We start from the raw sequence: 16,679 nt of genomic DNA, 5'->3' as shown, positions 1-16,679 counted from the left end.
TTTAGAGTTACTTCTCTGATGAATGGCATTTGCATTTAAAACTGACAAGTACCATAACTAGAGCGTGACAATTATCCTAAGGAATAACCATGACATTACGAATTAACGATTTATCGCCGAACTTTACAGCAGAATCTACAGCTGGCAATTTGACTTTGCATGACTGGATTGGCGATCACTATGCTATTTTATTTTCTCATCCAAAAGACTTCACCCCGGTATGCACAACAGAGTTTGGTGCCGTTGCAAGCCTGGCCCCCGAGTTTGCCAAACGCAATACTAAGGTAATGGGTATTTCCGTTGACAGCGTAGAAGATCACCAAAAATGGAAAAAAGATATAGCTGCTTTTGCTGGAGTACCTGCAGATTTTCCAATTATCGATGACACTTCATTAAAGGTTGCTAAGCTCTATGACATGTTGCCGGCTGATGCATATTTGCCTGATGGCCGTACTCCTGCTCATAGCGCTACTGTTCGCACTGTTTTTATCATTGGACCAGATAAAAAGTTACGCTTAACTATGTCTTATCCAATGTCTGTTGGCCGTAATTTTGCTGAAATTCTTAGAGCTCTTGACGCTATTCAGATAACAGATGGCGTTCCATTGGCAACGCCAGCAAACTGGGTTCCTGGTCAGGATGTAATAGTGGGCCTAGCTTTAAATGATGAACAAGCGGTAGCTAAATATGGTGAGCTTGATGTCAAGTTGCCATATGTACGCTTTGCTAAGGCACCTAATAATTAATAGATTTTTCACCATATCCTAACCACCTTCGGGTGGTTTTTTCAATGCTGTCTGGTTTTGGCCTACTAAGCCTGAATAACCAGTTTTAGATATCTACCCAAACAAAAGTCCTTTTTAGGACTTTTTCTTTTTCCTCTTTTTTTGTGTGTTTTATTTCCAACACCTTTATTTTTTTTAAGGTTCACAAGTTCACAACTTCTGTGGTATAGTATTAACAAAGGAGGGTAAATGAGAAAAGCGATACCAAAAACACATCAAGCTTTGGATTGGATAGGGAAGGGAATGACCGCTGCTCAAGCCGCTAGGAAGATGGAAATTTCAGAATCCAGTGTCTACGCCGCCTTAAGAAAAACAAAAGCAAAAGATTTGGGGTGTTGTCCAACTTGTGGTCACAAACTAAGGAAATAGAATGAAAAAAACTCTATTAGCTGTTGTCTCAATCTCTGTAGCTGCAATCGCTTATGCAAATACCTCATCTGATTCCTCTGAATTATTGAGTCAGCAATGTAAGATTTCAGCTGAAGCGGTTTCTACATTGAAGGAATTGCGCTATGGAAATACCTCCATTCGCAAAGATGTGGCAGGACTAATTAACTTAAATCTTAAGAAGCAGGAAAATAAAGATGCTGCTCAACTAACCTTAAATCAGATGGTTGATGATCGAGTAAATTCAGCATCTGCTTTAGAAGCAAAGTATTGTTCTTAATCTTGTTATGAATGGGTTATTACCCAATCATCTTTGAAGGTATTTGATGACCCATTCATTTGAGTGTCCAGAATGTGGCAATCCTCGAGGAATGCTGGGGGAGTGTCGCCAATGCGGAAGCGAGGATCTGCCCATTCCCCATAGCGATACTATGGTGTTGAATTTGAAGTTTGATAGTCCGAGTGCTGAAGACGCATTGGATAGATTAACCATTGGTCTTCGAAGAGCATCTGAAGTGGGTATCAAAGTAATTATCTTGATACATGGCTATGGCGCTAGTGGAGAGGGTGGCAGAATTAAATGGGCTGTGCACGATGCCCTGGAAAATAACTACTTCTCAGATCGGGTAGATGAGTACCATTATGGTGAACAAACTGGGTTTGGTAGCGAGGCTTACCATGCCCTTTTGAGAAGAAGACCTGGTTTAAAGCCATATCTCAAGCACTTTAAGGAAGGCAATGCGGGGATGACGGTATTAATACTGTGATCTCAATGAGAATTGCTTAGAATAGTCTAAATCTACTTAATTGCCATCGGCTAGGAGCGGTAATGACTGCTAAAAAATCAAGCACTACGCATGAAGAAGCTCAGATCAATTCTGAAAATTTGATTGGTGACTTCAAGGCGCTCATGGCCGATGCTGAGGATCTTATCAAGGCAACTGCAGGCCATGAGGATGGGCCGCTTGGCGTAATTCGCTCCAAAGCCTTGGATACACTCAACAACGCAAAAGAAAGCCTCTCTTCTGTTGAGGGTACTGTGACAGAAAAAGCCAAGGTCGTAGCTGAGCGTGCTGATGAGTTCGTTCACCGAAACCCTTGGGAGGCTGTCGGCGTTGCCGCGGGTCTGGGTTTGTTGATCGGCCTTTTTATTCGTCGTCGCTAGGCGCACATGTCACAAGAAAATCTTTTATCTTCCCTGAAGAATCTCGTTTCGACCGGGGCATCTATTGCGCAGACACGTTTGGAGTTGATTTCTACTGACATTCAGATTGCACGCGCGAAGTTTCTGAGCTTGCTGCTTTTGATCATCTGCGCTTTATTTTTCCTGTTCTTTGGCTTGGTGATGCTGGCGCTATTAATTGTGATTTATAGTTGGGAGACTGACCGCATTTTGGCCTTAAGCTTACTCACGAGTGGTTTTTTGGTGGTGGGTTTTATTTTTGCTTTAGTAGTTTTGCGCTCACTCAAAACTATGCCAAGACTATTTGAGGCAACTATTTCTGAGTTGGCCAAAGATCAGCAGGAGCTGGCAAAACGATGACTCACACCTTAGCGGAACTTCAAGCTAGGCAGAGAACCTTACAAGAGCGAGCCGCTCAAGAGCGTAATGATTTTGCCCTTCATTTTGAGCCGATTGAGAAGCCGCTATCTTGGGCTGATAAAGGGATTGATGTCTTCAATTTTGTTAAGGGCACTCCGATCCTGTGGACCAGCGCATTTGCAGTCTTAGCTCATTACAAACCAAAGCTTGCTAGCAAGGTGTTGGCTGTGGGCTGGGGTGCCGTTAAGCTCCTCAAAACTGCTAAAAAGTTGGTTTAACCCAAGCTTTTACGCTGTTAATACTGCTTTATTCAAAATTCCTTTTTTGCTAAGAAGATTATCGCCGTCTAAGCCGTCAATCTTTAACAAGGTGATGGCGCCTACGACTTCATAACCCGCTTTTTTAAGTAATTGACTGGCTGCAATGATGGTTCCACCGGTCGCTAGCACGTCATCCACAATCAAAACTCGTGCACCTGCCGGCAGGGTAGATTGCTGAATTTCTAGGGAATCAGCGCCGTATTCCAGGCCGTAGGATTCTCGATGGCTAGCCAATGGCAGCTTATTGGGTTTTCGGGCTAAAGCCAGGCCTTTATGGGCTTGGTGGGCCAGTGCACTGCCAAAGATAAAGCCACGTGATTCAATGCCTAGGATATGGCTGTAGTCAAACTGCTGTGCCAGTGCCTCCATTTGCAAGATGGCCTCTCTAAATGCGGCAGGATTGGCCAAAAGAGGGGAAATATCCCGAAAGAGGATTCCTGGCTTAGGAAAGTTAGGGACGCCGGGTAGATAATCTAATAAATTCATTATTAACTGATATGAAAACACAATTACTCATTATTACCGCACTCGAGACCGAGCTTGATAAAAGCGCATTGCCCGAGGGTGTAGATATTGTGTATTCAGGGGTGGGTAAGATTAATGCAACAGCTGTAAGCTTTCGAGCTATCCAGGAATTTCAGCCTACACAGATAGTGAACTTTGGAACAGTTGGAAAAATCAATCCCACACTTCAAGGGCTATTGGAAATCGGCAAGGTGATTCAGCGAGATATGATGACGGCCCCACTAGCCCCAAGAGGAAAGACCCCGTTTTGCCCTAAACCATCGCAATATCTATCTTTGGGCGGAAATCATGTTTGTGGTACCGGTGATAGCTTTGTGACGGCTCATGATCCATGGTTAGCATCTCAAGGTGTGGACGTGGTGGATATGGAGTTATTTGCCATTGCAAATATAGCCTACCAATTTAATATACCCTGGCAATCATTTAAGTATGTTTCGGACGATGCGAATGCAGATGCTGGAAATCAGTGGGCGGATCGCGTTAATCATGGACAAGAGCTATATTTGGAAAAGCTCAAAGAGCTAATGAGCGCCTAAAGAGCGCCTAAGCTTAGACCAACAATTGGTGATGCAAATGAATGCTCAAAAACCCTGGCTGAAAAATTATCTTGAGGGTGTCCCCCATGAGATTGGCTTGTCGAGTTACCCATCGATCATTGAGTTAATAGATGAATCATTTGAGGCATACCCTAATCACGTTGCAATCGAGTCGATGGGGAAGTCAATAACTTACCGCCAGCTGGATATTCTGTCAAAAGACTTTGCCGCTTATTTGCAAACTTTGGGTCTAGATGCGGGATCACGTATCGCCATCATGTTTCCTAATGTTCCGCAGTATTTGATTGCAATGCTTGGCACTCTACGCGCTGGCTTTGCAGTCGTTAATATTAATCCCTTGTATACAGCCCGCGAACTAGAACATCAATTGCAAGATAGTGGTGCCTCTATTTTGGTTATGCTGGAAAACTTTGCTCACGTCTACCAGGATATTGCCAATCAAGGACTTGTAAAAAAAGTTATTGTCAGTAATTTAGGTGACACTCTAGGCCCCAAAGGCGTCATCGTTAATCTGGTTGCGCGCCATATTAAAAAGCTGATTCCGCGCTGGAGCTTTCCTTGCATCAAATTCAATCAAGCACTCAAAATTGGTTCTGGACATGGCTTTACTAAGTCCCATCTCAGGCCGGAAGATATCGCTTTTTTACAGTACACAGGCGGCACTACGGGAGTTTCTAAAGGTGCCATTTTATTGCACCGAAACATATTGGCTAACATTGCGCAGATAGAGTCTTGGCTTGAGCCTGCCTTACAAAATAGACAGCAGCAGTTAGTCTTTTTATGTGCATTACCAATGACGCATATTTTTGCATTAACTGCTTGCGGGCTTCTGGGAATCCGCAAAGGCGGAAAATTATTATTGGTAGCCAATCCCCGTGATATCGGCGGCTTTATCAAATTGTTGATGAAGCATCCTGAGATCAATTTTTTTCCAGGAGTGAATACACTTTTCCATGCTTTGATTCATCATCCAGAATTTACCAATGTGAAATTACCTCATTTACTGGTAACCATTGGCGGCGGCATGGCGGTACTCAAGAAAACTGCCGACCTTTGGCAGAAATTGATGGGTGTGCCCATTGCGCAGGGTTACGGTTTATCTGAGACCTCGCCAGTTGTCTGTGTTAACACACCCTTTGTAAAAGAATTCACTGGATCAATTGGTATGCCCGTGCCTAGTACAGATGTTCTGATATTGGATGATGATGGAATGGAAGTTCCATTTGGCACGCCTGGAGAGATTTGCATCAAGGGGCCACAAGTGATGGCGGGCTACTGGAATCGTCCTGAGGAGACTGGCTATTTTATTACCCCAGAAGGGTATTTCAAATCTGGTGACATTGGCATCATGAGCCCTGAGGGTTATGTGCAGATTGTGGATCGCAAGAAGGACATGATTGTGGTTGCCGGATTTAAAGTTTTCCCGAATGAAATTGAGGAAGTGATTGCATTTATCCCTGGTGTAAGAGAATGTGCTGTGATTGGGGTTCCGCACCGCAAACTTGGTGAGATTGTAAAGGCCTATATTGTGAAAGATGAGCCTGAGTTAACAGAGGCTCAAGTCATTCAGTACTGCAAAGAGCAGATGACGAGCTACAAGCGCCCGAGGAAAATTGCCTTTATTGATGAAATGCCAAAGTCTAATGTTGGTAAGATCTTACGGCGCCACTTGCGTGATTTATAAAAAACTAGAGGCCACCGCCAAAGCGGTATTGCCATGAAATTCCATACAGATCGTAACTATTATTGGTCCTAGAGTACGCCCCAGTACTTGCTGAAAGTCGAATTGAGTTTTCTCTATTTACTGGATATGACATCGTTGTACCAAAGCGCCAGTTTTCCTGGCTTCCGCTGATGGGATTTCCGTTTACATAGGATTGCCCACCAGTAAAGTAGGTGGCATCAACTGAGATCCAGGCGGTATTCTGGAAGTAATAAATTGTATGGGTTTGCGTTGAATAGACGGGATGTTGGGATAAAGAGTTTCCGCCCATAAAATTGGTATTGCTAGTGTAAAAAATACCCGGACCTGCTAATTCAAGTCTCCAGGGACCAAGCGCCTTCGATACTCCTATACCGGGCTATATAAACCAGCGATTTGCACCAACATTGATCAGTTGATTATCGTCATATTTACCCCATGGAGCTTATGCTGCAAGGCTCACGCCAACAATTAGATCTTGCTGATACTCCTTAAATTGATCTAGTGTTAGGGCTGGAGCACCGTCAAGATTAATTGCGGCCTTGAGCAGTGGATCAGATAATCCTTCGGTGCTAGCATTGACTGTGCGCCCGCCAATTGAGCTTGATCCTGTCAGTTGTCCGTATGGCAACACTAGAGTCAGTTTTCCGGATTGACCGCCGGCGTCAAAGATATGCGTTAAGCCCATGACTTCGCTAGTCAGGGTGTAATTATCGGCCTTAGCTTGAGCAACTCCAGTGCTAATAAAGTTAATCCCAATGGGTGATTGGAATAGGTGCGCGCCTCAATTTCCTGGGCATGGGAAGGAGGCGATAAGAAGGCGCTGAAGGCCAATGCAACCCTAACACCTATTTTGTAACTCTTGTCTTGAAGTATTAGGGTTAACTTCATCATCAAGACAGTCGAGCAACACCTTTATTTATTTGAGCTTGACTGATCGCCAAACAAAATTTTTAAGGTAGCGTTACTGCCTAGCATCAGAGTCATGCCCATTAATAAAAGATAGGGCCATACAATCAACCAGTAAATAATTGACATAGCCACTACGCGCAAGGGATTGGATTGACCAAATGCGGTCATGGATATGAGAAATTCTTTTCCATGAATTAATCCGTGAACTCCAGCCTCAAGGTAATTTAAACCCAAGACAACGAGAAGATAAACCAAGGATTCTAGAAGTAGGGAGCCTACGATGCCATGTTCTTTATTAACTTTGATTGGGAATGCTGCTTGCGCTATGAGCATAAACTTGGCACATATTGCTGCTTTAAATAAGGCAAAGCCAAAAATAGATAAAGGAATTGGCCTTTCATCTAATGAGGTAGCTCCCAAAAAAGCAAGGGCGCAAAACCAAGCTCCGAAGTACAGCGTCAGCTTAAAAGCTTTTATAAATTCTTCTTTAGCTTTTTCCTTAAAACTATGTTGCTTAGTATCTGAAGCATTGCTTACATTCATGCTATTTTATTCGCTAGTAAATTTCGATTCCCACGCTTGAACTTCTGAAAGTCCTAGTGCTTCGTTATATTGTGCAGAACTGAACATGTTCTCAGCATAGTTGCTGAGTTTTTCAGCTGATTGAAGATGTTTTAATGCTGACTGCATTGCATGGCCAAATACACCACGGGCAAGACTTGGGTGAATTGCAATATCGATACCATGACTTTTAAGTTCCGATGCCTTCAATTGTGAAATTGGCCCGCCTACATCTACATTAAATAAGCAGGGCGCCTTTACTTCCTGTTTGATTGTTTTGATCATACTCAAAGCATCAGGGTTAGCTTTCAGCTCCACAAAGACAGCATCTGCGCCAGCTTCAATAAATGCCTTGGCTCGTTTAATAGCTTCTTCGAGCCCATAATGACCTGCGCTGTCAGTGCGAGCAATGAGCATCATCAGAGGATCATTTCTTGCTGATACAGCTGCTTCTATATGGTTTAGCGCATCATTAAAGCTTAGGACTGTTCTGGCACCTGGAAATTGAGCGCATCGCTTTGGAAAGGTCTGATCTTCTATATGAATTGCAGCAACTCCAGCGGCTTCAAATTCAGCAATGGTGCGTTTGATGTTCAGCACGCCGCCGTATCCGGTATCTGCATCACAGATGAGTGGAATATCAATACAGGCTGCAATGCGCCTTGCATGGTCTGACATCAGGGTTAAATCAATTTGACCAATATCAGGGGTTCCAAGCAGAGTGGCTGAAACACCATTACCCGTCATGTAGGCAGCATGGAAGCCTGCGTTTTGGACCATTCTGGCTCCGTACCCATCGTAAATCCCTGGTGCCACGACCGCCCTCGGTTCTTCGAGCAGCTTTCGAAGGTGTTGTCGCTTTTGGGATGGTGTGGGTGTCGACATCAAAACTTCCAATCGGGATGTTCTTTTAGGTAGGGAATTAAGCCCCCAAACTCAATCAGCTGAATAATTTCACGAGGCAGCGCGGTTGCTTGAATGATTGAATTATCGCTGCGGGTAATTTTCCCTGCTGCAAAATTGACATTCAATATTTCACCATCTAGAAGGTCTGATGTGTCGCATTCCAAAACAGGCATACCATTATTAATAGCATTTCGGAAGAACTGACGCCCAAATGATTTGGCGATGATGCCGCGAATATTCATCATGTGCATAATGTGAACTGCTTGTTCTCGTGAGGAGTTAATCCCAAAGTTATCGCCAGCTACAAGTATGCCCCCATTTGCGGCGGCAATTTTGCTTGCAACACCGGTAGAGATTTTGTCAAACGCGATTTTTGCAATTGATTCTACTGAATGGTTCGGCAAGTATTTTCCAGAGCAGTTCAAGTCAGTATTTACATGATCGCCCAATAGAAAAGCTTGGCCTTGGACGCAAGAGAGATTTGCTTTACTCATGAGTTTGACCTCCAGTCTCCACCGCTGACCGTTCGAGGGTCTGTAATGTATCCAGTTAATGCGGATGCTGCAACAGTTGCTGCTGAGCCTAACCAAATCTCTGAATCTGGATTAGATAATCTACCTTTAAAATTTCGGTTTGCAGTTGAGATAATGGTATCGCCATCGCCGGGCACTAAGTGATTAGTAATTCCAACGCAGGTTCCACAACCCGCGGATTCAAAAGATGCGCCAGCCATTGTCAGTATTTCAATGAGACCTTCACGCAGGGCTGATAAATAAATTTGTCTGGATGCCGGCGTCACAATCATCCTCACCCCTGAAGCTAATTTCTTACCTTTCAGAATTGCAGCGGCTTGCCGAATATCATCCAATCTTCCGTTAGTGCAAGTGCCAATCAGGGCAAATTGAATCACCTGTTTATTCACTTCATGAGCAGCAACAATGTCGTCTACCTGATGTTTTCTGGCTACTTGAGGTGCTAGGAGGCTAGCATCGATTTCAAGAGATTGAACATATATAGCATCTGGGTCAGCAAACACGGGCTTGGGTGTTTGGGCACCATGTTCATTTAGCCAGGCAACGGTTTTCTCATCCGCTTCGAGAAGTGCTGCTTTAGCACCTAACTCAGCTGCGTGATTACAGAGTGTCATGCGATCATCAATATTCATCGCCGATACACCTTGACCAACATATTCAATTGCTTTGTAGTTCAGGCCTTCTGCGCCAAATTTACCCAGCATATATAAGGTAATATCCTTAGCCCATACTCCTGGTTGAAGCTGGCCTTTAATGTTGACTTGAACAGATTCAGGGACTCGAAACCAAAGTTTGCCCGAGGTCATTACTGCTGCAATATCGGTGCCTTCGATGCCTGTACCAAAGGCATTGAACGCTCCGTAGGTAGTCGAATGGGTATCCGTGCCAACAATTAAGTTGCCTGATGTTAGGTGGCCGCCCTCGGGTAGCACTTGATGGCAAATTCCATCGCCAATGTCATAAAGTTTGGTACCTTCTTGCGTAGCGAATGAGCGCATCTCAGTATGTATTTGCGCTGCCTCAAGATTGGGTGGAGGTGAGTAGTGATCTAAAACCAAAGCTGTTTTATTGGCAAACTCTAAATTCTTGCTGCCAATACGATTAATCATCTTGATGGAGTTGCTTGCCCTAGTGTCGGTAACCATTGCGTAGTCAACGTCACAAACGACAACCTCTCCAGCTTTTACTGATTCTTGGTGAGCATGAGCCGCCAGAATTTTTTCACTAATTGTTGATCCCATATTATTGAGCCGTAAGGTTAATTGTGTTGATGAGCTTGCCCCAGAGTTTGTATTCAGAATGAACTGATAACCGCTCTAGGGCAGTTGATTGACCAATTTCTTCTCCAGACGTGGAGTTCAGAACTCTTGATATTTTTACCGTTCTACCAGCTAGTGCAAATACTGTGATAGAACGGGTGGACTTATTCGGATAGGTTACCGCTTGATAATACCCGCTAGAAGATGTCTTAATTAAAGTGGTAGCAGCGGGAGCGGAGGTTCTCATTGATTGGTGGTACATAGCCAGCCTATTTTGTCTCAAAGTTTTGTTAATGATTTTATTTAATATTAACCTAAACAGGCAGGCTACGTAGTGATTTGGCTGGCGATAATCATGTTATAAATAATCCATAAAACACAATATGAATAATCAAAACTGGAGATAAAAATGTGGGCAATTAAGGTTAAATCATTTGTTATTCTGATCTCCCTTCTTTGGGGATCCTTCGGTATAAGTGCTTATGCTCAAAGTTGGCCTCAAAAGCCGATTAAATTCATCGTCCCGTTTTCAGCGGGTGGCGCAAATGATTTAATGGCTAGGGCTGCAGCTGAAGGAGCATCTAAAGTTTTAGGCCAAACTATTGTAGTTGAGAACAAGCCAGGAGCTGGAGGCTCTATTGGAACAGTTTTTGTTAGCAAAAGTGCTCCTGATGGCTATACATTTCTGATCAGCGCTGCGGGAGTGATCTCAAATAATATGATCAAAAAAACCACGAACTATAAAGATAGTGATTTAGTTCCAGTTGTAATGATTGGATTGGCTCCATCAGTTATTGTGGTTTCCTCTGAGTCTAATTACAAAAACTTAAGAAATTTTGTGGATGCATCGAAAGAGGGTGCTGGCCTTCATTTTGCAACAGCGGGGACAGGAAGCACTCCACATTTTGTTGCTGAACTCTTAAATACACGTTACGGTGCCAAGCTGATTCCGGTTCCTTATAAGAGTGGTTCAGAAGGCGCATCTGCAGTCATGGGTGGGCAAGTGGCTGGAACATCTGAGGCGAGTATTGTTGCCTTACCGCATATCAAGCCGGGTGGAAAGTTCAGAGCATTAGCTACAACCTGGACTAAGCGCATCTCTGTCTATCCGGAGCTATCTACTGCAGTCGAGCAAGGCTTCCCTGACTTGCAAATTGCTCACTGGGCTGGTATTCATGCCCCTGTTGGAGTACCGCCTGACATTATGGATAAGCTCGCGGCAGCGGTAGATGTGGCGATGAAATCCCCCCAAGTTTCGGATCGATTAAAGAGTCAAGGAATTGAACCAGTAGGTGGGACTCGTGCCTCATTTAATGAATTTGTAGATGCGGAGCGTGCTCGCTTAGGTGCAATCGTGAAGGCTGCCAATATGAAAGACGAACAATGAAATCGGATGAGAGCTTAAATCTAGCTCTTAGTCAAAAGATCAAGACAAAGTCTGGACTCTTGGTCGCTGGTGCAGCGAATGCGCTTGCCGCACGGATTATTTACCAATTAGGTTTTGAGGTCGTATATCTCAGCGGGGCTGGGCTAACTAATAATTTTTATGGCATGCCAGATTTAGCTTTTGTTGGTCTTCATGATTTAGTTGAGCATACTGCCGCTATGCGAGATGCAATGCCTTTGCCAATTATTGTGGATGCTGACACTGGTTTTGGTAATGCTCTGAATGTTCGGCATACCGTGCGCTCTTTAGAGCGTGCTGGTGCGAATGCAATTCAGATTGAAGACCAGATCATGCCCAAGAAGTGTGGCCACTTTTCCGATAAGTCAGTAGTGGATGCTGGTGAGATGGTATCTAAAATTCGTGCTGCCGTGGATGCCAGACAAAGTGGGAATCTTTTAATTATTGCTCGTACAGACTCTCGTGCGATGCACGGTCTTGATCATGCAATCGAGAGGGCTCAACTCTATGCAGATAATGGTGCAGATATTACTTTTGTGGAGGCGCCCGAGGGTATTGATGAATTAAGGCGAATACCGCTTGAAATTACTTGCCCTCAGGTAGTCAATGTAGTCATCGGCGGAAAGACCCCAAGTCTCTCACAGCAAGAATTCAGTAAAATGGGATTTGGAATGGTTTTATATGCTAACGCCGCTCTTCAAGGTGCAATGCGAGGAATGACAAATGCCTTATCCCACCTAAAGGAGCATGGCGAACTCAAAGAAGATTTGAATCTAGTCGCATCTTTTGAGGAGCGCCAAAATTTTGTACAGAAGCCATTTTTTGATCAGTTAGACAGTCATTACAAAAAATAAGGCCTCTAGTAAATGGATTTGAAGTGCTCTAGTCTGTGGAACAGGAGGAGCATGCACTTTCCTCTACTGGAGCAGGCTCATTGGTATAGCGGGCAATAAAAGCATGCTTGCTCTTGAGTGGCAGTTTGATCCAAACAAAGTGACCTGATCCAGGCGCAACGCTAATTGGCTCTCCCTTCAGATTCCACATTGCGTCAAGCACCATGTCTTGATTGCCCTCGGGTTCAATGATTTCTAGCTTATCTCCAACAGAAAAGCGATTCTTGACATCCACCTTGACACGGCCTGAAGTCTCATCTATTTCTAGAGTTTCGCCAACATACAAACTTCTGCCCGATAGAGAGTGTCCACGCATGTAGAGTTGATACTCTTTGTCGTGATGACGCTCGTAAAAGCCATCGGTATAGCCACGGTTTGCAAGTCCCTCTAGATTGCCAATGAGTGACATATTCATCGGACGACCTGCCACCGCATCATCAATTGCGGTGCGATAAGATTGGCAAGTACGGGAAACGTAATAAGGTGACTTGGTCCTACCCTCAATCTTGAACGAGTCAACACCCATCTTAGTTAGGCGCTCAATATGCTCAATTGCCCTTAAGTCTTTTGAGTTCATGATGTAAGTGCCATGCTCATCTTCTTCCATGGGCATTAAATCATTTGGCCTTCTGGCCTCCTGCAATAGAACAACATCGCCACTGCTATTTTGTTGCCCAGGTTTAACCTTGTAATCCCAGCGGCAGGCATTAGTACAGGCGCCTTGATTGGAATCGCGATGCGACATATAGCCAGATAGTAAGCATCGACCTGAGTAGGCAATACACAAGGCGCCATGAACAAATACCTCTAATTCCATTTCTGGGCAGTCTTGACGAACTTCTTCAATTTCATCAAAAGAGAGTTCACGCGACAAAATCACTCGACTAATACCAACAGAGCGCCAGAATTTAGCAGATGCGCCATTGACAGTATTGGCTTGTACCGATAAATGAATAGACATATCTGGCCAAGCTTCTCGCGCCATCATAATGAGGCCTGGATCTGACATGATCATCGCATCGGGTTTTAATGCAATCACTGGATCCATATCTTTAATATATGTGCGCGTCTTGCCACCATGAGGTAGCAAATTGGAGACTAGGTAAAACTTTTTACCTAATTCGTGAGCGGTATCAATACCTTCTTTAAGCGTCTCCATTTTTCCGAAATCATTATTACGAACCCGTAATGAGTACCGAGGTTGACCGGCATAAATGGCATCGGCGCCAAAGTCAAAGGCAGTGCGCAGCATCGAAAGGCTGCCAGCAGGGGCTAGAAGTTCAGGAGTCTTGATCATGTTTTGCATTTTAAGGCCTACCGTTGTGATTTGCTGATGGCAATCGATCTTGAGTTAGCCCTTTAGGTCGAATAGATTGAGGAATTGGCTGAAGTCCAGCCCTACCAGTAAGTTCTAGATGCTTAATTTGCTATTTTATTGATCCAGGGACCAGATGAAGTGTGATAACTTTCCGGATGTCCTGCGCAAATATTAACCATACTTTGAAAGAATGAAACCCGAATGGAGATGTCAAATACCGGTTTAAATGGCGGCCAAATCCTTGCAAATGCTTTGGTAAGGCAAGGGGTGGATATCGCTTTTGGCGTCCCTGGTGAGAGTTTTCTGCCTCTGTTAAATGGTCTTGTAGATCATTCTGATTTTAGATTTATTACCTGTCGTCAAGAAGGCGGCGCTGCCTACATGGCTGAGGCCTATGCAAAACTGACAGGCAAACCAGGTATCTTAATGGTTACCCGTGGTCCTGGCGCCTCAAACGCGATGATTGGTATGCATACAGCCTATCAAGACTCGACACCAATGGTTTTACTGATTGGTCAAGTGGGAACAGACATGGTTGAGCGGGAGGCATTTCAAGAGATGGACTACCGCCGCATGTATTCAGAATGCGCAAAATGGGTAGGAAGTATTGATCGAGTCGATCGGATTGATGAATTTGTTTCCCATGCTTTTCATGTGGCTCAGGCTGGTCGTAAAGGCCCCGTTGTATTAGCTCTTCCAGAAGATGTGTTGTATGCGATCGGACAAGAGAATCCTGTAGCCCCAGCTCATATTATTCAGCCCGGTTTGGATGTCAAAATTTTTGACCAAGCAATGAGCGCTTTTTTATCTGCTAAAAACCCAATGATCGTTGCTGGTGGTGGTAATTGGAATAGCAATGCTTGCGCAGATTTACAGCGATGGGCTAATGCCGAGGGCGTTCCAGTTGCAACTAGCTTTCGCTCTCAAGATGTAATTGACAATCTTGATCCTGCATTTGCTGGTGACTTAGGTATTGGCGCTAATCCAGCCTTGGTTAAGCGTATTCAGCAGGCGGATGTATTACTTGTTATTGGAGAGCGTCTGGGGGAAATGACAACTGCCGGTTACAGCATATTGACCGTACCCCAGGCCAAAACAAAATTGATTCATGTACTTTCGGGTTCGGAAGAGTTAGGCCGCGTTTACAGGCCAGAATTTGCTCTGAATTGCAGCCCTGAAAATTTTTGTGCAGCCTTAAAGCTGGTGAAGATGCATTCTGCTTATGATCGCAGCAGTATGAAGCGGGCTCATGACGAGTACCTCACCTTCTCTAGTCCAGTGACGGTGGCAGGTGATTTGCAATTAGCCTTCATCATGGACTCATTGCCAAGCCTAATACCGCGTGATGCCATCGTTACTAATGGTGCTGGAAATTTTGCAACTTGGGTTCATCGTTTTTATCCCTATGGACCATATAAAACCCAGCTAGCTCCAGCGAATGGCTCCATGGGGTATGGCTTACCCGCAGCTATTGCCGCAAAAATTACTAGTCCGCAAAAAGTAGTCATCGCCGTTTGTGGGGACGGCGACTTTATGATGAACTGTCAAGAGCTGGCAACCGCGGCTCGATATGATGCCTTCCCAATTATCTTGCTGGTTAATAACAGTATGTTTGGTACCATTCGTATGCATCAAGAGAGGGAGTTTAAGTCCCGAGTCATGGCAACTGATCTAACCAATCCTGATTTCGTGAAATTTGCAGATAGCTTTGGAATGCCTGGCTTTAGGGTAAGTAAAACAGAGGAATTTGCACCAGCATTTGCTAAGGCACTTGCTAGCAAAAAAGGGGCTTTGATTGAATTGATCTTGGATCAAGAGGTAATTTCACCTACGAAACTGCTTTCTGAATTAGGAAAATAAAAAAGAGGAGCATGGCTCCTCTTTTGGTAGTTGATGCTTGAGGGGTTTAATCTACCCTTGCTCCGGACTCTTTAACCACCTTCGTCCACTTTGTAATCTCACTTTTAATGAAGGCTGAGAATTGCGCAGGTGTATTGCCAACAGGTTGTGCACCCATTGCTAAATATTTTTCTTTCACAGAAGCGCTATTAATGGCAGCCATCAGCACAGCACTATCTTTATTGAGAATATCTGCCGGCATATTCGCAGGACCAACCACCCCAAACCAGGAGGTTGCCTCATAGCCAGGTAAGTTGGCGGCTTCAGCAATGGTTGGTAGGTCTGGGAATGCAGGCGAACGCTTGGCCGTTGTGACTGCCAATGCCTTTAATCGACCAGCGCGGATGTAGCTAATTGAGGATGGGAGATTGTCAAACATAATGTCAACATTGCCCGCCATGAGGTCAGTCACAGCAGGAGGACTTCCTCTATAAGGAAGATGCACCATAAAGGTTTTTGTCATCGATTTAAATAGCTCACCAGCCATATGAATCGAAGTACCGTTGCCACTCGATGCCATATTGACTTTACCCGGATTAGCTCTTGCGTAAGCAATTAAATCATTCACGCTATTGATTTTATTTTTAGCAGCAAATTCAGGATTTAGTACCAAGACGTTTGGCAATTCCGCTACCAAGGTAATTGGGGTGAAATCTTTAATAGGGTCAAATGGTAATTTGCCGCTGCCTTGAGTGTATAAGGGCAGATTGATTCCATGAGTACCGACTGATGCCATTAGCCAGGTATAGCCATCAGGAGCTGCTTTGGAGACAAGCTCTGCGCCAATATTGCCACCAGCACCGGGCTTATTGTCAATGATGACATTCCACTTGACTGTATTTAAGAGTTCATTTTGGAGTGGTCTGGCGATATTGTCAGTTGCTCCAGCAGCAGGGAAGGGAATTACGAACCGAATCGGTTTATTGGGGTAATCCGACTGAGCGAGAGATGCTTGGCTAGTGCCAATGAATAAGGTTATAACCGCAGTAAAAAATAGAGTTGTGCTTTTAATTACATGAGAAAGCTTATCTTGAATCATAGTGATCTCCTGGTTACCAATGTCATTCTGATGATGATTTTTAAAATTAGTGCTTAAAGCATAACAGACCAATCTGTGGCCAGGTCCCGAAGTATCCTTAGAGTAATTTGGACGTCAATCTTGAGCAATCAAGAG

At 44.3% G+C, this 16,679-nt stretch carries 21 protein-coding genes; 11 read left to right on the top strand and 10 right to left on the bottom strand.

The window, feature by feature from the left end; translation table 11 throughout:
• Positions 1–89 precede the first annotated feature (89 nt).
• From ICN43_RS07550 to ICN43_RS07525, 6 genes are all read left to right on the top strand, one after another.
• A complete protein-coding gene (locus tag ICN43_RS07550) occupies positions 90–746 on the top strand; it encodes a peroxiredoxin (protein WP_216198309.1) in 657 nt (218 codons plus the stop codon).
• A gap of 409 nt (positions 747–1,155) precedes the next feature.
• On the top strand, positions 1,156–1,452 hold the full coding sequence (locus ICN43_RS07545; RefSeq protein ID WP_216198306.1) for a hypothetical protein: 297 nt from the start codon (positions 1,156–1,158) through the stop codon (positions 1,450–1,452).
• 46 nt (positions 1,453–1,498) lie between these two features.
• On the top strand, positions 1,499–1,939 hold the full coding sequence (locus ICN43_RS07540; RefSeq protein ID WP_216198303.1) for a Smr/MutS family protein: 441 nt from the start codon (positions 1,499–1,501) through the stop codon (positions 1,937–1,939).
• Between the two features lie 62 nt (positions 1,940–2,001).
• Positions 2,002–2,337: a YqjD family protein gene (locus ICN43_RS07535; RefSeq protein ID WP_216198301.1), complete on the top strand. Its 336-nt coding sequence runs from the start codon at positions 2,002–2,004 to the stop codon at positions 2,335–2,337.
• A 6-nt stretch (positions 2,338–2,343) separates the two neighbouring features.
• Positions 2,344–2,715: a phage holin family protein gene (locus ICN43_RS07530; protein WP_216198299.1), complete on the top strand. Its 372-nt coding sequence runs from the start codon at positions 2,344–2,346 to the stop codon at positions 2,713–2,715.
• Positions 2,712–2,993, top strand: a complete 282-nt coding sequence (locus ICN43_RS07525; RefSeq protein ID WP_216198297.1) for a YqjK-like family protein — start codon at positions 2,712–2,714, stop codon at positions 2,991–2,993. Before ICN43_RS07530 ends, ICN43_RS07525 begins: the two co-directional genes overlap by 4 nt.
• A 9-nt stretch (positions 2,994–3,002) precedes the next feature.
• On the opposite strand, the gene ICN43_RS07520 is transcribed toward ICN43_RS07525, so the two are convergent.
• Positions 3,003–3,521: an adenine phosphoribosyltransferase gene (locus ICN43_RS07520; protein ID WP_216198296.1), complete on the bottom strand. Its 519-nt coding sequence runs from the start codon at positions 3,519–3,521 to the stop codon at positions 3,003–3,005.
• An 11-nt stretch (positions 3,522–3,532) separates the two neighbouring features.
• On the opposite strand from ICN43_RS07520, the gene ICN43_RS07515 reads away from it, so the two are divergent.
• Both ICN43_RS07515 and ICN43_RS07510 read left to right on the top strand, forming a co-directional pair.
• Positions 3,533–4,096 (top strand): 5'-methylthioadenosine nucleosidase, encoded by a 564-nt coding sequence (locus tag ICN43_RS07515; RefSeq protein WP_216198294.1) that lies wholly within the window; start codon positions 3,533–3,535, stop codon positions 4,094–4,096.
• Between the two features lie 31 nt (positions 4,097–4,127).
• The gene (locus ICN43_RS07510) at positions 4,128–5,801 is read left to right on the top strand and encodes an AMP-binding protein (protein ID WP_216198292.1); all 1,674 of its coding nucleotides are present in this window, start codon (positions 4,128–4,130) and stop codon (positions 5,799–5,801) included.
• 4 nt (positions 5,802–5,805) lie between these two features.
• Here ICN43_RS07510 and ICN43_RS07505 read toward each other — a convergent pair whose 3' ends face one another.
• The 7 genes from ICN43_RS07505 to ICN43_RS07475 form a co-directional block, all read right to left on the bottom strand.
• Positions 5,806–6,111, bottom strand: coding sequence for a hypothetical protein (locus ICN43_RS07505; RefSeq protein WP_216198291.1), 306 nt, complete (start codon positions 6,109–6,111; stop codon positions 5,806–5,808).
• A gap of 153 nt (positions 6,112–6,264) precedes the next feature.
• The gene (locus ICN43_RS07500; RefSeq protein ID WP_216198290.1) at positions 6,265–6,507 is read right to left on the bottom strand and encodes a hypothetical protein; all 243 of its coding nucleotides are present in this window, start codon (positions 6,505–6,507) and stop codon (positions 6,265–6,267) included.
• Between the two features lie 227 nt (positions 6,508–6,734).
• Positions 6,735–7,274, bottom strand: coding sequence for a hypothetical protein (locus ICN43_RS07495; RefSeq protein WP_216198289.1), 540 nt, complete (start codon positions 7,272–7,274; stop codon positions 6,735–6,737).
• 6 nt (positions 7,275–7,280) lie between these two features.
• Entirely contained in the window at positions 7,281–8,177 is an 897-nt protein-coding gene (locus ICN43_RS07490; protein WP_216198288.1) for an oxaloacetate decarboxylase, read from the bottom strand.
• On the bottom strand, positions 8,177–8,692 hold the full coding sequence (locus ICN43_RS07485) for a hypothetical protein (protein WP_216198287.1): 516 nt from the start codon (positions 8,690–8,692) through the stop codon (positions 8,177–8,179). Before ICN43_RS07485 ends, ICN43_RS07490 begins: the two co-directional genes overlap by 1 nt.
• Positions 8,689–9,972, bottom strand: a complete 1,284-nt coding sequence (locus ICN43_RS07480; protein ID WP_216198285.1) for a 3-isopropylmalate dehydratase large subunit — start codon at positions 9,970–9,972, stop codon at positions 8,689–8,691. Before ICN43_RS07480 ends, ICN43_RS07485 begins: the two co-directional genes overlap by 4 nt.
• A 1-nt stretch (position 9,973) precedes the next feature.
• The gene (locus ICN43_RS07475) at positions 9,974–10,252 is read right to left on the bottom strand and encodes a hypothetical protein (RefSeq protein WP_216198284.1); all 279 of its coding nucleotides are present in this window, start codon (positions 10,250–10,252) and stop codon (positions 9,974–9,976) included.
• A 147-nt stretch (positions 10,253–10,399) separates the two neighbouring features.
• On the opposite strand from ICN43_RS07475, the gene ICN43_RS07470 reads away from it, so the two are divergent.
• Positions 10,400–11,377, top strand: coding sequence for a tripartite tricarboxylate transporter substrate binding protein (locus tag ICN43_RS07470; RefSeq protein ID WP_216198282.1), 978 nt, complete (start codon positions 10,400–10,402; stop codon positions 11,375–11,377).
• Positions 11,374–12,249, top strand: coding sequence for an oxaloacetate decarboxylase (locus ICN43_RS07465; RefSeq protein ID WP_216198279.1), 876 nt, complete (start codon positions 11,374–11,376; stop codon positions 12,247–12,249). The genes ICN43_RS07470 and ICN43_RS07465 overlap by 4 nt, the downstream gene beginning before the upstream one ends.
• 28 nt (positions 12,250–12,277) lie before the next feature.
• Here ICN43_RS07465 and yegQ read toward each other — a convergent pair whose 3' ends face one another.
• Positions 12,278–13,585 (bottom strand): tRNA 5-hydroxyuridine modification protein YegQ, encoded by a 1,308-nt coding sequence (gene yegQ, locus ICN43_RS07460; RefSeq protein WP_216859734.1) that lies wholly within the window; start codon positions 13,583–13,585, stop codon positions 12,278–12,280.
• A 228-nt stretch (positions 13,586–13,813) separates the two neighbouring features.
• Here yegQ and ICN43_RS07455 point away from each other — a divergent pair, with 228 nt between their 5' ends.
• Positions 13,814–15,466: a thiamine pyrophosphate-binding protein gene (locus ICN43_RS07455; RefSeq protein ID WP_216198277.1), complete on the top strand. Its 1,653-nt coding sequence runs from the start codon at positions 13,814–13,816 to the stop codon at positions 15,464–15,466.
• A gap of 46 nt (positions 15,467–15,512) precedes the next feature.
• Here ICN43_RS07455 and ICN43_RS07450 read toward each other — a convergent pair whose 3' ends face one another.
• Positions 15,513–16,544, bottom strand: coding sequence for a tripartite tricarboxylate transporter substrate binding protein (locus ICN43_RS07450; RefSeq protein WP_216198275.1), 1,032 nt, complete (start codon positions 16,542–16,544; stop codon positions 15,513–15,515).
• Positions 16,545–16,679 lie beyond the last annotated feature (135 nt).

The sequence above is a fragment of the Polynucleobacter sp. UK-Mo-2m-Kol15 genome (assembly GCF_018881505.1).
Classification (GTDB): domain Bacteria; phylum Pseudomonadota; class Gammaproteobacteria; order Burkholderiales; family Burkholderiaceae; genus Polynucleobacter.
The sequence above is the reverse complement of the archived record's forward strand: the minus strand, read 5'-3'. Positions and strand labels throughout refer to the sequence as shown.

Excerpts from the sequence above, each read along its gene's own strand:
- ICN43_RS07550 (WP_216198309.1), top strand. The coding sequence starts at position 90 with ATGACATTACGAATTAACGATTTATCGCCGAACTTTACAGCAGAATCT.
- ICN43_RS07545 (WP_216198306.1), top strand. The coding sequence starts at position 1,156 with ATGAAAAAAACTCTATTAGCTGTTGTCTCAATCTCTGTAGCTGCAATC.
- ICN43_RS07540 (WP_216198303.1), top strand. The coding sequence starts at position 1,499 with ATGACCCATTCATTTGAGTGTCCAGAATGTGGCAATCCTCGAGGAATG.
- ICN43_RS07535 (WP_216198301.1), top strand. The coding sequence starts at position 2,002 with ATGACTGCTAAAAAATCAAGCACTACGCATGAAGAAGCTCAGATCAAT.
- ICN43_RS07530 (WP_216198299.1), top strand. The coding sequence starts at position 2,344 with ATGTCACAAGAAAATCTTTTATCTTCCCTGAAGAATCTCGTTTCGACC.
- ICN43_RS07525 (WP_216198297.1), top strand. The coding sequence starts at position 2,712 with ATGACTCACACCTTAGCGGAACTTCAAGCTAGGCAGAGAACCTTACAA.
- ICN43_RS07520 (WP_216198296.1), bottom strand. The coding sequence starts at position 3,521 with ATGAATTTATTAGATTATCTACCCGGCGTCCCTAACTTTCCTAAGCCA.
- ICN43_RS07515 (WP_216198294.1), top strand. The coding sequence starts at position 3,533 with ATGAAAACACAATTACTCATTATTACCGCACTCGAGACCGAGCTTGAT.
- ICN43_RS07510 (WP_216198292.1), top strand. The coding sequence starts at position 4,128 with ATGCAAATGAATGCTCAAAAACCCTGGCTGAAAAATTATCTTGAGGGT.
- ICN43_RS07505 (WP_216198291.1), bottom strand. The coding sequence starts at position 6,111 with ATGGGCGGAAACTCTTTATCCCAACATCCCGTCTATTCAACGCAAACC.
- ICN43_RS07500 (WP_216198290.1), bottom strand. The coding sequence starts at position 6,507 with ATGGGCTTAACGCATATCTTTGACGCCGGCGGTCAATCCGGAAAACTG.
- ICN43_RS07495 (WP_216198289.1), bottom strand. The coding sequence starts at position 7,274 with ATGAATGTAAGCAATGCTTCAGATACTAAGCAACATAGTTTTAAGGAA.
- ICN43_RS07490 (WP_216198288.1), bottom strand. The coding sequence starts at position 8,177 with ATGTCGACACCCACACCATCCCAAAAGCGACAACACCTTCGAAAGCTG.
- ICN43_RS07485 (WP_216198287.1), bottom strand. The coding sequence starts at position 8,692 with ATGAGTAAAGCAAATCTCTCTTGCGTCCAAGGCCAAGCTTTTCTATTG.
- ICN43_RS07480 (WP_216198285.1), bottom strand. The coding sequence starts at position 9,972 with ATGGGATCAACAATTAGTGAAAAAATTCTGGCGGCTCATGCTCACCAA.
- ICN43_RS07475 (WP_216198284.1), bottom strand. The coding sequence starts at position 10,252 with ATGTACCACCAATCAATGAGAACCTCCGCTCCCGCTGCTACCACTTTA.
- ICN43_RS07470 (WP_216198282.1), top strand. The coding sequence starts at position 10,400 with ATGTGGGCAATTAAGGTTAAATCATTTGTTATTCTGATCTCCCTTCTT.
- ICN43_RS07465 (WP_216198279.1), top strand. The coding sequence starts at position 11,374 with ATGAAATCGGATGAGAGCTTAAATCTAGCTCTTAGTCAAAAGATCAAG.
- yegQ (WP_216859734.1), bottom strand. The coding sequence starts at position 13,585 with ATGATCAAGACTCCTGAACTTCTAGCCCCTGCTGGCAGCCTTTCGATG.
- ICN43_RS07455 (WP_216198277.1), top strand. The coding sequence starts at position 13,814 with ATGTCAAATACCGGTTTAAATGGCGGCCAAATCCTTGCAAATGCTTTG.
- ICN43_RS07450 (WP_216198275.1), bottom strand. The coding sequence starts at position 16,544 with ATGATTCAAGATAAGCTTTCTCATGTAATTAAAAGCACAACTCTATTT.